We start from the raw sequence: 13,186 nt of genomic DNA on the forward strand, positions 1-13,186 counted from the left end.
ATTACGCCAAAGGTGTTAGGTCGACTGACCTAACTTAAGATTGAAAGGCAGCATAACTTGCTGCTTTTCTTTATTTATAAACAGCTCGGCCGCTTGTTGCCCTTTATTCTCACTGTTTTGGTGAATGGTGGTAATGGCTGGTTGAAAAAGCTCTGCTTCATCAATGCCGTCAAAGCCTACAATTTTAAGCTCTTCAGGGATCTTAATGCCCTGCGCTTGGGCTTCTCTCGCTGCGGCGAGTGCAATTAAATCACTCATACATAACAACACATTGGGTCGAGGCGATGTATTTAATGCTTCTTTTGCAGCAATGCGCGCATAACGTTCGCTACTCTCAGGTATATTCCAAGTTTTATCATCCGCAATGACGACACCCAACTCATTGATAGCTTGGCGAAATCCAGCTAAACGTTGATGTGCAATCGAGGTATTAAGTTCTGGCAAATGATGGTCATACACACGACAGATAAGCTCAGTATCAAGCAAGCGTAGGCCTAAAATAGCTGCCTCAATATCATCATTCGTCTGTTCAAAACCTGTAAATGCTTGTTTCGCGACAGTGTAAGCGGCTTCATGATTATTGATGTTGACACTGGCTTTGTTGTCTAACTCAAAATCGACCGTCACGACATGCTTGCTGAGCGCTTCAAGGTGAGTAATTAATTTGGTATTACGAGGGCGGCCATAGCAAATAAAGCCATCAACAAAATCGACAATATCATTGACGCTTTCAGCATTACCCGAGAAAAGCAGTAAATTAATACCTTGAGGTTCAAGCACTTTGGCAACACCGCGCATAAAGCTGCTCGCCACCGGATCTGACACCATGTATTCAACGCTGTCAGGAAGCACGAGCGCGACAATGTTGAACGTGCCTTTTCGCAACGAACGTGCCGCTTTATTTGGCCCAAAGTAACCGAGCTCATGGCACGCTGCGAGGATTTCTTCACGTTTTGCTTTCGACAGCTGATCTGGTCGATTAAAAGCATTTGAAACAGTGGCATTCGACACACCTAAATGTGCAGCGATACTCTTTAACGTCCATTTTCTGTCGGTCATTAACGTTGAAACCCTGAGTAAATAATACTTATAAGTGAAGATAGTAATAAATTTACCTATTAAAAGACAGCCACCTAGTCCCTACACTGAAGCAAAACAATCAAAATATTAATATTAAAAGATTTAATAGGAGTACATTTAGGTGCTCTTGTTAGGTCTAATTTCGCTTTTGAAACTAAAGCAATTAAGCCTTTTACAGACCCAGAACAACTTAAAGGGAAAATGAATCATGCTTCCTTCAAGTGCAGAGTTGAGGTACATTTTTATTAAGAGACAGTTAATAAAGCTAAGTCATGGGAAAGCAAATTTTTAATAAGGTCTTTGAAGGTTTTCATTCATACAAATCACGTTATTTTTATAAGATAAATCTGCATATTATAAAAGGCTTCCTGATAGAAAAGAGAAGTACAGGTTTTGTAATCTGGAATTTTAATTTTCCTTTGTTTGATGGTGAGAATAGATTTCATTTACTTTATAGCAGCATTGCCGACAAAAGTAATTTTAAGTTTAATAATTCAACGAGTAACAAAGGAGAAATTATTGAAAAACTCCTGCTTTTTCTGGAAGGTGAAGTCAGAACATTTGAAGAGCCAGATAACTTAATCGATTTTTGTTCTAAGCTAAGAGCAAATGTTAACCGTCACCCAAATATCTCTTTAACTTGTGGTTTTGGTTTGGTGTTGCAAGAAAGGTTTGATGAAAGCTTAACTTTACTTCTTTCTGTAATCGATCGAGTTGAAGGTAGAAGTAAAGAAAATGCTTTAAGGATAATTGAATTGCTGCAATGTGGTGAATTTGAACAGGCTAAATACACTGTTTGTTCAATTGAAAATAATTTAAAGAATGAACTGAATGTGGAGTAAACATCCATTTTTTGGCCTATTTATGAGCTTACAATATGATTACTCTAACCTTGCTAGAGCAACAGCTTATCGACTTTAATCTGTTCATATGTAGGGACTATTAAGACTAGAATTACGCTCACTCTATATGAAGCATTTTAGCTGTAAAACACACCTCACTTAAACCAATCTTTGCTATTTACGATAAGTGATTGTTAAATAACACCTGCAAATATTTACCACATAGGCAAAGTAGTGATGGACAGTTTTGAAGGCATTTTTGAGTTTGTGGCTGTTGCCGAAAGCGGTGGCTTTTCGGCGGCTGCAAAAAAGTTAAACTGCTCCACCAGCCATGTCAGCCGACAAGTTTCTCGCTTAGAAGCACGCTTAGGCTCGCGTCTTTTAGCAAGAACCACTCGCCAAATTAGCCTGACTGAAAATGGCGAGTTTTACTACCAACAGTGCAAGCAACTCGTCACTGGCTTACAACAAGCCAACGAACAATTAAGCCAGCAGCAATATCAGTTATCTGGCACGCTCAGAGTCAGTGCCGCAGGTGGCTTTGCCGAAAGTTACATCGCCCCTGCTCTGATGGAATTTGCTAAACAGCACCCAGAGCTCAATATTGAAATAGACTTTAATTCTCGACTGGTTAATTTTGTTGAAGACGGTATCGACTTTGCCATTCGCTATGGCGAATTGAATGATTCAAACCTCATCGCCCGTAAGTTAATTAGCCGCTCTATGATGGTGGTTGCCAGCCCTGAATATCTCAAAACCAATGGCTCGCCAAACCATCCTAACCAACTAAAAAGCCATCGCTGTATTATCGCTAATAACGACCACTGGGCGTTTAATATCGACGGAACCAAACAAAGTGTGAAAGTCACTGGTAACTGGCGCAGCAATAATTCCAATGTGGTACGCGAAGCCTGCGAACAAGGTCTTGGTATTGCCTATATGCCCGAAAGCACCTTCACAGAATCAATCGAACAGCAAAAGCTGGTACCGCTTTTAGACTCATATTGCATTAAAGGCGCAACCAGCTGGATTGTTTATCAAAACAAGCAATTTATGCCGCTCAGGGCACGCCTAGCCATAGACTTTTTATTAGAGCGGTTTGCAAAGTGGTAAATTAAAGCTGCATTCAGATTAGGTGTTTAAACTATTGGTACGTTTTCAAACAACGACATACAAATGGATTTCTACACTCTCTTTATATCTGCTTTGTATAAGCTCAAAACGCTATCAGTATGCGCTATTTTTCTCTTGAGCACCTTTTCGTCTTTGGCCAGTTCAAGCGTTTGCTATGGCACGACATCAAACGGTAGTTTACAAAATGGTGTTCAGCTACCAAAAGAAGGCAATAACTTTGTTGGTTATAGTGAAATAGCAAGGTTAGCTGGGCGCACATACGTGCACTCAAAAGTCAGAGATATCACCCTTGATGCTTATTCTCGTTTAGAAAAATTAGAACCTAATAAGGTCTTTAAGTATGCAGAAACCGGTTTTGTTGATGGTGGAAAGTTTCGACCTCATAAAACACATCAAAATGGTTTATCTGTAGATTTCATGACTCCTGTATTAAATGAGAATGGTGAATCAGTACACCTTTCTACCCACCCATTTAACAAATTTGGTTATAACATTGAGTTTGATAATGTAGGTCAATTTGATGAATATCGAATAGATTATGACGCGCTTTCAGCACATCTGGTTGCATTACACAAGTCGTCAAAAGAACTCGGTTTGGATTTATGGCGAGTTATTTTTGATCCAAAACTACAACCCAATTTATTTAAAACCAAATACGGGGATTACCTTAAAACGCATATACAGTTTTCCAAGAAACGTTCATGGGTGAGGCATGATGAACATTATCATGTAGATTTTGCAGTGCCATGCGATGAAAAAGCCTAAACTTCCCTCCCTAGACTCATCAACTTCTTGAATTTTAATCTTTGGCTGATTCATCTTATGAATGCGTGATGGGTGGATTTACTTAAGTATGTGATTCCATAACGACATAAGCATAGCTTTTGCTGTTATCCAAAGTTATTTACACACTGTATTGAGCTAATACGTTTATTAAATTTTCTAGAACAATTGCAGTTTAAAAATCCATCAGATACCATCGAATAAATACCTAAAAGGAATACATTCATGATAAAAACCTGCATGGTCGTACTGTCTTTAATAATTTCAGCCTCAGCGCTATCACAACCAAAAGACTTTTCTGAGCTGACAATTAACCAGCTTCATCAAGGGGTAAAAGCAGGTCAGTTTACTTTTGCCGAAGTTACCCAGTATTACCTAAACAACATACAAAAACATAACCCTCAACTAAACGCTGTGATCACTGTCAATCCCGACGCCTACCAGCAAGCTTTGAACAAAGACAAACGCTACAAAGAAAATGGAAAAAAAGGCATTTTATTTGGTGTACCCGTTTTACTAAAAGACAACATAGATACCAAGTTAATGGCAACCACTGCCGGGGCGCTCGCATTGCAAAATCATTACCCAAGCAAAAATGCCCCTATTGTTGAGCAATTGCTTTCAGAAGGCGCAATCATTTTAGGAAAGGCAAATTTAAGTGAATGGGCAAACTTTAAATCTTCACCTAGCTCGAGTGGTTATAGTCATGTCGCTGGTCAAGTAAAGAACCCTTACGATCTGACTATGACTCCTTGCGGCTCTAGCTCTGGCTCTGCTGTGGCAGTCTCTAGTAATCTAGCACTAGTCAGTATTGGTACAGAAACCGATGGTTCAATTCACTGCCCAAGCGCGCTCAATGGCGTTGTTGGTTTTAAGCCGAGTATTCATCATATTTCCCAAACAGGGATCATCCCGATTGCGCATTCTCAAGATACAGCAGGCCCTATTACAAGAACCGTGACTGATGCTGAGCTTACTTATTTAGCAATCTCGGAGTATGCTCACAAAGAGTCACCTTCAACTAATTCATTGCAAGGTAAACGCATTGGAGTTATCCCGGGCATAAACCAGTTTAATCAAGCTTATAAAGCTGAATTCGAAGACACCTTAAAACGCTTGGGTTCAGCGGGTGCAACTATCGTTAACGATATAAAGTTTAATCATATGGACAAAATATTCCCCGCTGAATTTGATGTACTGTTGTACGAGTTTAATCATGGCGTCACTGCTTATTTAGCAAATACTGGCGATGGTGTCAGTGTTAAATCACTACCTGAACTAATTGAATACAACAAGAAACTGAACGATCAAAAACAAGAGCTCTTACTTGCCTCACTTCAAGCAAATGATGAAGCTAAATACAAACAAGCTATCGCTGCGATAGACAAATACGCTAAGCAACAATTAAAGGAAATATTCAAACAACATAAACTCGATGCCATCATTGCACCGAGTGTTGGCTCTGCATGGAAAATAGATCCTATCAATGGAGACAAATTTACAGGTAGTAGCTCAACAATTGCCGCTGTCACTGGCTCACCAAGCATCACTGTCCCTATGGGGTTAAAAGACGGGTTGCCTTATGCTGTAAGTATTATTGGTGATTTAGACCAAGATATGAAAGTGCTTGAAATCGCAAAGCTGCTTGAGCAATTAACTCAGGGGCGAGTCGCACCTAAGCTATAAAAATGGTAAAGCATAGTGCTAAACAAGAATCTTAAAGATTTTTTTAAATTAACTGATCTTTTCTAATAGCAGCTGCGTTAAACATATTGAAGGGTCGAAACGGTGTTGCATTCACCAAGAACTAGTCCTTGCATTTAGTACCCCTTCACCATTCGCAGAAATTAAGCGCACTACCCTACAGTGCGCTTTTTCTGTTTTAAGGCTCATCAAAACCATACATTTTATTAAAGCCTGGAATTCTACTTTCCCAAACCGGTGTTGCCGCTCCAACAATATCAGTGAGTATATCTAGAAATAGCTGAGTCTTTAATGCCAAATCTCTATGTGGATAAACAGCAAAGAAGTTACCGTAATTACTGAGCTCTATACCTGTCATTATTGGGATCAGTTCACCGTCTTTAACTTCGTCCCCGAGCATTTGCGCGGTTGCTGCTGTCAGCATACGACCATTCAAAGCTGTTTTAATCAGTAACTCGGCTTCATTCACTTTATAAGCCGTATTCAAATGAAGAAACGCTTGTTTACCGCTTTCATCTATATACTTAATTTTATCTATGACTAAGCCGGGGGCGCAATAAACCACTGCGGGCAGTTGTTCTAATTCTGCAATACTTTCTGGCTCACCGAATTTTGCTAGGTACGCGGGAGAAGCCAACAGCAGTAAGCGATTTCGTGCAATTTTTCTAGCGATTAGATTTGACTCTAAAGGCTCTCCCATCCTAATGCCCAAATCAAACCCTTCACCGATCACATCAACTAGCCTGTCTTCAAGCAAAAGCTCAATCGTGACATCAGGATATTTCTCTTGGTAAATCGTTACAGCTTGCTGAACATATTGGCGACCAAACAAGGTTGGGCTAGCAATTTTTAACTCCCCTCTTGGCTCGGTATGATAATTCTGTGCTAAGCGTTTAGAGTTACTTAATACAGTGCGAAGTTGCTTCGCTTGATTTAGCATCTCAACCCCTGCAGCGGTAAAGGAAATAGCCCTTGTTGAGCGATTTAATAGGTGTACCTCAAGCTCTTCTTCAAGCTTCGTTATTTGCTTTGAAATCGCGGAACGATTGACATTACGGTATTCCGCGACTTTAGCAAAACTGCCCAATTCAGACACTTCCAACAGTAATAATAATCGACTTGCCAGATCCATAACCCACCCAATTGGTTCCCATTTGGAATCATTATAATTCAATTTAGCTTGTTTTTAGATAACAAATTAAACCTTAAAGTGTGCTCAACAACACGGCAAATTGCCACTTAATACACGTAAAAGGGTCATCTCATGTCTAAACTCGCAATTACAAAACAAGCTGGTGTCGCAACTGTTTTAATTCAGAATCCGCCAATCAATATATTAACCAGTGATTTAATAAACGAAATCAATGCATTCGTGCTGTCTTTAAAAGATGACAGAGATACCAAAGTGGTTGTTTTTAAGTCTTTTCATGACACTTTTTTTATCGCCCATTTAGATTTACATGTCATTAATGGCACGCAAGGTGGCCAAGCGGCATCAATCGAATTTAATCATATGATTGAAAACATCAAAGCAATGAAGCAGTTGTCTATTGCAGTAGTTGATGGCGTGGCTAGAGGAGGTGGCAATGAGTTTGTAATGGCTTGTGACTTGGCCTATGGCACTGAAAGTGCGGCATTTGCGCAACCAGAGCTTTACATTAACATACCTACAGGTGGTCAAGGTGCAGTTCAATTCGCAAGACGTTTAGGTAAAGGCAAAGCACTGCAAGCGTTACTCACAGGTGCTGATTTTACTGCTCAACAAGCGGAAACGCTGAACATCATTACTCAATTTGTACCAAAGTGTGATCTCGATGAATTTTTAGCACCTTTACTCGCACTAGTTAGTCACTGGGAGTTGCGAGATATTGCCATGTATAAAGACATCATCAACACGTCAATCATTGATGAAAATGCGGGTGCAGAATTAGAATTGAGATACTTTTTAGACCGCGCCAAAGAACAAAAAACGCAAACTATCATCAAAGCATTTTTAAAGCATGGTGGCCAAACTGAACGCGAAGCGCATGACATTCAGGGGATCTTTCAAGATACAGCGGCAGAATTAAGTCAGTAAATGCATAGAGGCTAATCGAGGTTAGCCTCTTAATTCACTAGCCTATTCATTGGCTGATGTTCTGTCGTAAATCAAGATTATTCACCTGAACGACTGATCGCTTCTTTACCGTTATAAACTAAGCGTGTCGACCAAGGAATAGGGTTGCGAAGCGCAAAATGTGCCATACAGCCATTTTCAGCTTCATCCAATAGATCTTTGATTTTCTCTTCAGGCTCAGGGCTTTCGATGATCACATGAGTCTCGACTACATCACAGCCGCCATCTGTCATGTAACCATGCTCACGCATGTGGCCCAAGTTTGTACGAAATACAATGCGCTGCTCTAACTTTAAGCTATCTACCTGAATTTTTCGTGCCGTCAAAATATCGGTCAAGTGCGTCATTAAGCAAAAACCAATGCCTGCCGAGAAAAATGCCAATGGAGGCGGCGCAGTATCTTCCCCTACAGGAGGCTGCTCGTCGCAATATAATTTCACTGGGCTAAAGCCTGGAATATTCACCGAAACCACACCAGTTTTACTTTGCATATTGCCTGCATCTGCACTTAAGTTGACTTCAAAGCGGTACGGCTCAGGGTGCTTTGCTTTCGCAAATTTTGAAGGTTGGTATTGAGTTGTTGCAGGTTGCTCAGTGCTTCTCTCACCTACGTGATAAAACTTTTGTTCTGTCATGATGCTCTCTTTAAACATGTTTTTTGTTTAAAAATAGCTTATGCCATTTTGTCTGCAGGGTGCCGTCAAAATAGCCTAAAATTGAATCTAGTTTGGTGCTATTCTTCATCCTAAAGGCAAAATATGACGGAAACCGCCATGCTTGAGAAGCAAGACAAAAATATCCTTTCACAGCTACAGAGTAACGGCCGTATGTCTATGGTTGATCTGGCCAAAGAAACTCATATGTCTGAATCAACTTGTTTACGTCGCACCAAAGCGCTCGAAGAGAAAGGCGTCATTAAAGGCTACAGTGCTGTACTCGATGCCGAAGAAGCTGGGTTTGGGGTATTAGCCTTTGTGCAGGTGAGCATAGACCAGAAAAATGAAGCGGCATTTGATAAATTCAAACTGGCTGTGATTGAGCACCCGCTTATATTAGAATGCTATTCGCTCTCTGGTGCCTATGACCACTTAATGAAAGTCGTTGCGCGGTCAAACAAAGAGCTCTCACGTTTCATACTCAAAGAATTAAGAAGTTTTCCTGAGATTAAAGAAGCACAAACCCTGTTTGTGTTAGATCAGGTGAAACATACCACTGCCTTGCCTGTAGAGTTGGATTAATGTTCACCATTAAAGAAAAAAGCTCGGCTTGACGACGAGCTTTGGTGGAGAATGTTACTTATTAGAGCCTATGCCCTGTTAATCTATAGGGAATAACAGGTCTGTACGGATAATGTATTTCACGCCTTGAGTAATTGCCTCTGAGCTATGTAAGCAATGCAAAGGGTGTGTGCCATGCGGAAAACATAACACGCCACCTGCGGGTGTTCTGACATTTATGATTTTTGCAGGCTCTCCATTTTTTGCCGGCCTTGAGCCATCTTGTGCATTCACCCAAAATTGTGTGTTACCGCCTTTAAAGTCATCTGACAACAAAATCAAAAATGTCATCTGACTCCATCTGTCATCGTATGCATTCATGATATTTTGTTCATTAATGATCTTGCTGCCCGGCCAAGAACCATCAATATGTGGTTTAAAGAAGTCCCCTTCTCCATATTTATAAAAACGGCATCGAGCATTGATACCAACAGGTAGTTGGCCTGAAATGGCTTCAATGCCCTGAGATAATAACGGTGCGCATCGCTCCCAGATTAATGATTCAGTTTGTTCGTCGATGACCCAAGTGAGGCTTGAGTTATGTCTCACTGAGCGAGGAAGAGACACAGCGGCATCTAAATTAAAACTCAGCGATTCAGCAATCTCAATAAGTCTTTGGCATTCGGCTTGAGACAAAACATTCAATAACTGAAATGCGCCTGGCACCTCTTCAATTGGGTTTAATTCAACTTGCCTTTCATGAATAAGCGCCAACTGAGCAGGGTTTTCCCCTCTATTTGCCCAAAGTGGAATATCACTGCGTTCAGCACCTTGTTCACGTGCAACAACATAAAAATCATCATAGTTCATTACTTAACTCACCACTGTCATCTGTGCAAATTGGCGATGCCCTTGCACACTGCCATGAAAACCAAAACCGCTCTGTTTTGCACCAACCCAAGGGCTATCGCCATTGCCACCAGGCCCTTTGTTAATGCCAATCATGCCAGCTTCTAATTGTGCAGCAACATGTTGCGCATCCTGTTTGCCAAACACAACGGCCCCTAAACCATAGTTAGAATCATTGGCTCGAGCTATCGCCTCACTCATTGTTTGAAAAGTAGATATTGCGACAACAGGACCAAATGTCTCTTGCTGCTCCATGGCCATTTCACGAGTGATACCGCTGATCACAGTCGGTTCGATATATCGTTCTTCAACAGTATGGCCGCCGAGTAATAAATGCGCGCCTTTTCTTAATGCATCATCAATATGCGACTGAATCTTTCTAACTTGCTTGGCATTGATTATCGGTCCAATATCTGCGTGTGTTTCATCCCAACTGCCAAGCCTATATTGCGAAGCCAACGCAGTAACTTCTTGTATAAATTCACTTGAGATTGACTCTGCCACATAGATACGCTCTGTCGATGTGCACATTTGACCCGCATTTTCAAAACTGCTCGCAACAGCAAATTGCGCTGCAGCTTTGATATTGGCATCTTCAAGCACTATCATGGGATCATTCCCTCCGAGCTCCATGATCAATCGCTTTAGTGAAGACGCCGCTGATGCCATAATTTGCTTGCCAACGGCTTGTGAACCTGTGAATGCAATGAGATCAATACTTTCATGAGCAACTATCGCACTGCCTACCTCTCCATCGCCATGCAGTATGTTTAAAATACCCTCAGGCAAATATTGATTTAGTAAACGAGTAAAACGCTCCGCAATTAATGGGGTTTCTTCTGAGGGCTTAAACACCACCGTATTACCAGCGACCAGAGCTGGTACGAATAAGTTCACAGCCATTGCTAGTGGATAATTCCAAGGTGAGATCACTGCGCAAACGCCCAGAGGTCGATATTGCACACCACTGCCGTCAGTGTGAGGGGCTAATGCTTTTGCTGCTTCAGCCGCATAATAGCTTCCCGAAAATAGCGCCCCTCGTACCTCGCCAGTTCCTCTATCCAGACTTTTTCCCATCTCTTTGCAAAGTAACTCTGCCAGCTCATCTTGAAATGGGATCAAGGCTTTAAACGCCTGACTAATAATGCGACTTCTTTCATGTATAGGCGTTTGCCGCCAACTTAACTGTTGCAACTTTGCATGGGCTATCGTTGCATTTATCTTATCTTGATCTGCTACTGACACTTCACCTAATGCAAGGCCATTACTTGGGTCATACGAAATCAATGTCATGTCTCACCTAACGAATGCTATCTTTTCAAATGATGATTTCATGTTAAGACACAGGTGATACAATTAGAAACAAGAATAACGAGTATGAGATACAAGCATGAGCGGTATAGCAAATCTAGACATAAAACAGCTGAGAGTGTTGCACTTCTTGCTCATTGAACACAATGTCTCAAAAGTCGCGGCTCAAATGGGAATAAGTCAGCAAGCCGTGAGCGATCAATTAAAAAAGCTACGGCACGCTTTCAACGACAGATTATTTGTCAGAAAAAGCAATGGCCTCATCCCAACCCCATATGCATTATCACTCCAAAGTGACGTTGCCAACATTATTGCTCAAGTAGAAACACTAGTGGCACCCAAAGAATTTGATCCCAGCTCAATCAGTGGGGTATTTACCATCTGTGCCACTGATTACGCCCAATCAGTCATCTTACCCAGCCTGCTGGCAAAACTAAGAACCCAAGCGCCTAATTTGAAAGTAATAGTGCGTGATATTGAAATAGATTACTTAAGCCAATTATTAGATAGTGCTGAAATTGACCTAGTATTGTCATTTCCAAGCTTTGTGCCCAGCAAGTATCCTAAACACGTTTTATATACCGAAACACACCAATGTGTTGTCAGTAAAACACACCCAAAAGCAGAGCACCTTTGGACAATAGAAGAAATCGCTTCTCACCCACAACTTATCATTTCACCAAAACGTGCGAATTTGGTTGGCTCAGCAGATACGTTTTTTAAGTCTCATGGCTTAAAAAGAAACATCGTCATGACAGTGCCTTTTTTTGCGGCTGCTGCAGAATGTATCGCCTCAACGGATGTGATAGCCCTACTACCGAGTAAGCTATTACCCAACGATAATTTAAAAGTTTTAAACTGCCAGCTAAACCTACCGACTTTTGATGTCATCACAGTTTGGCACCAACGTTCAGACCAAGATCCATTAAACCGCTGGATAAGAAAGCAAGTGAATGCGCTTTATGATCCCGAAAATGCGTCAACTTAATTCTATTTTGAGCTAAATAAGAACTCGATAAGCCATTCGCTAATTCAATTCAATATCGTGAGATTCTGACCACTGTCGCAATGCTTCTAAAATGCTCAAGGCTGAGCGCCCAAACTCTGTGAGCTCATAGGTCACAGCAACAGGGCGTTCACTGATGACTTTGCGCAACACCATGCCTTCTTGCTCTAACTCTTTTAGCCGTTGGTCGACCATTTTCTTGGTGGCGCCGCCTAACATACGTGACAAATCATTGAATCTCACTGGCTCATCTTTTAAGTGATAAATAATCGAGCCCTTCCACTTACCACCAATTAAACGCATGCCTTTTTCTATAGCACAGGGTTCAGTACAGGCATCTAAAACTTTTTTTCGCCCTTTACTATCTGTTTCTACTCGACTTTTCATTTTTTGACGCTCATTTTTACTAGGTTACCAAAAGTATACTAATTGATTAAGGTGGGCAGGTTCCCAAAATATACCACAAGTTAATTGCAAACACACTGGAGCAAAACATGAGCAATATTTTAATCATCAATGGTCATCAGTATTACCCGTTCTCTGAAGGTAAGTTAAACGCAACCTTGGTAGACAAGGCTGTCAGCATTTTTCAAAGCAAGGGTCATTCAACTCGCGTTGTGACGATGCAAGACAACATCGACGTCGAAAAAGAGCTTGAAAACCACCAATGGGCTGACTATGTATTCTTACAAACACCGGTCAATTGGATGGGCGTAACTTGGTCTTTCAAAAAGTATATGGATGAAGTTTACACAGCAGGTATGGGCGGTGCACTGTGCTTAGGTGACGGTCGAAATGAACAAGCACCTAAAGCCAACTATGGCAAAGGCGGCACAATGACGGGCACTAAATACATGCTTTCACTGACATTTAATGCACCTGAAGAATCATTTAACGACACTAATGACTTTTTTGAAGGTAAGTCAGTTGATGACTTAATATTCCCTATGCATATGAATTTTAAGTTTTTTGATATGCAACCTATGGCCACATTTGCCTGCTTTGATGTAATGAAAAACGCTGATATTGAGAACGATTTAAAACGCTTTGAAGCACATTTAAACACACATTTTTAGAATTCACT

The 13,186-nt window shown here is 41.0% G+C and carries 14 protein-coding genes; 8 read left to right on the top strand and 6 right to left on the bottom strand.

Annotation, left to right across the window (positions count from 1 at the left end; genetic code table 11):
• Positions 1-15 precede the first annotated feature (15 nt).
• Positions 16-1,059, bottom strand: a complete 1,044-nt coding sequence (locus tag AC1HJP_RS04300; RefSeq protein WP_480360543.1) for a LacI family DNA-binding transcriptional regulator — start codon at positions 1,057-1,059, stop codon at positions 16-18.
• A 293-nt stretch (positions 1,060-1,352) separates the two neighbouring features.
• Here AC1HJP_RS04300 and AC1HJP_RS04305 point away from each other — a divergent pair, with 293 nt between their 5' ends.
• The 4 genes from AC1HJP_RS04305 (at position 1,353) to AC1HJP_RS04320 (ending at position 5,525) form a co-directional block, all read left to right on the top strand.
• Positions 1,353-1,922 carry a hypothetical protein gene (locus AC1HJP_RS04305; RefSeq protein WP_480360544.1) on the top strand — a complete coding sequence of 190 codons (570 nt, stop codon included), beginning with the start codon at positions 1,353-1,355 and terminating at the stop codon, positions 1,920-1,922.
• Positions 1,923-2,159: 237 nt separating this feature from the next.
• Positions 2,160-3,035, top strand: a complete 876-nt coding sequence (locus AC1HJP_RS04310) for a LysR family transcriptional regulator (RefSeq protein WP_480360545.1) — start codon at positions 2,160-2,162, stop codon at positions 3,033-3,035.
• Between the two features lie 153 nt (positions 3,036-3,188).
• Entirely contained in the window at positions 3,189-3,821 is a 633-nt protein-coding gene (locus AC1HJP_RS04315) for a penicillin-insensitive murein endopeptidase (RefSeq protein WP_480360546.1), read from the top strand.
• Between the two features lie 243 nt (positions 3,822-4,064).
• Positions 4,065-5,525: an amidase family protein gene (locus AC1HJP_RS04320; protein ID WP_480360547.1), complete on the top strand. Its 1,461-nt coding sequence runs from the start codon at positions 4,065-4,067 to the stop codon at positions 5,523-5,525.
• Positions 5,526-5,721: 196 nt separating this feature from the next.
• Here the strand turns inward: AC1HJP_RS04320 and AC1HJP_RS04325 are convergent, their stop codons facing one another.
• Positions 5,722-6,675: a LysR family transcriptional regulator gene (locus tag AC1HJP_RS04325; protein WP_480360548.1), complete on the bottom strand. Its 954-nt coding sequence runs from the start codon at positions 6,673-6,675 to the stop codon at positions 5,722-5,724.
• A 132-nt stretch (positions 6,676-6,807) separates the two neighbouring features.
• On the opposite strand from AC1HJP_RS04325, the gene AC1HJP_RS04330 reads away from it, so the two are divergent.
• Positions 6,808-7,620 carry an enoyl-CoA hydratase/isomerase family protein gene (locus AC1HJP_RS04330; RefSeq protein ID WP_480360549.1) on the top strand — a complete coding sequence of 271 codons (813 nt, stop codon included), beginning with the start codon at positions 6,808-6,810 and terminating at the stop codon, positions 7,618-7,620.
• Between the two features lie 77 nt (positions 7,621-7,697).
• Here AC1HJP_RS04330 and AC1HJP_RS04335 read toward each other — a convergent pair whose 3' ends face one another.
• Positions 7,698-8,294, bottom strand: a complete 597-nt coding sequence (locus AC1HJP_RS04335) for an OsmC-related (seleno)protein (RefSeq protein ID WP_480360550.1) — start codon at positions 8,292-8,294, stop codon at positions 7,698-7,700.
• A 123-nt stretch (positions 8,295-8,417) separates the two neighbouring features.
• Here AC1HJP_RS04335 and AC1HJP_RS04340 point away from each other — a divergent pair, with 123 nt between their 5' ends.
• Positions 8,418-8,897 carry an Lrp/AsnC family transcriptional regulator gene (locus AC1HJP_RS04340; protein ID WP_480360551.1) on the top strand — a complete coding sequence of 160 codons (480 nt, stop codon included), beginning with the start codon at positions 8,418-8,420 and terminating at the stop codon, positions 8,895-8,897.
• Positions 8,898-8,975: 78 nt separating this feature from the next.
• On the opposite strand, the gene AC1HJP_RS04345 is transcribed toward AC1HJP_RS04340, so the two are convergent.
• Both AC1HJP_RS04345 and AC1HJP_RS04350 read right to left on the bottom strand, forming a co-directional pair.
• Complete coding sequence (locus tag AC1HJP_RS04345; RefSeq protein ID WP_480360552.1) at positions 8,976-9,746, bottom strand: 2OG-Fe(II) oxygenase family protein; 771 nt, start codon at positions 9,744-9,746, stop codon at positions 8,976-8,978.
• Positions 9,747-9,749: 3 nt separating this feature from the next.
• Positions 9,750-11,078, bottom strand: coding sequence for an aldehyde dehydrogenase family protein (locus AC1HJP_RS04350; RefSeq protein WP_480360553.1), 1,329 nt, complete (start codon positions 11,076-11,078; stop codon positions 9,750-9,752).
• 97 nt (positions 11,079-11,175) lie between these two features.
• On the opposite strand from AC1HJP_RS04350, the gene AC1HJP_RS04355 reads away from it, so the two are divergent.
• Complete coding sequence (locus AC1HJP_RS04355; RefSeq protein WP_480360554.1) at positions 11,176-12,084, top strand: LysR family transcriptional regulator; 909 nt, start codon at positions 11,176-11,178, stop codon at positions 12,082-12,084.
• A gap of 39 nt (positions 12,085-12,123) precedes the next feature.
• Here the strand turns inward: AC1HJP_RS04355 and AC1HJP_RS04360 are convergent, their stop codons facing one another.
• Positions 12,124-12,489 carry a winged helix-turn-helix transcriptional regulator gene (locus tag AC1HJP_RS04360; RefSeq protein ID WP_138559217.1) on the bottom strand — a complete coding sequence of 122 codons (366 nt, stop codon included), beginning with the start codon at positions 12,487-12,489 and terminating at the stop codon, positions 12,124-12,126.
• A 107-nt stretch (positions 12,490-12,596) separates the two neighbouring features.
• Between AC1HJP_RS04360 and AC1HJP_RS04365 the strand changes: the two genes are divergently transcribed.
• Positions 12,597-13,178: an NAD(P)H-dependent oxidoreductase gene (locus tag AC1HJP_RS04365; protein WP_480360555.1), complete on the top strand. Its 582-nt coding sequence runs from the start codon at positions 12,597-12,599 to the stop codon at positions 13,176-13,178.
• The last annotated feature ends 8 nt before the right edge of the window (positions 13,179-13,186 follow it).

The sequence above is a fragment of the Pseudoalteromonas sp. NFXS53 genome (assembly GCF_056629255.1).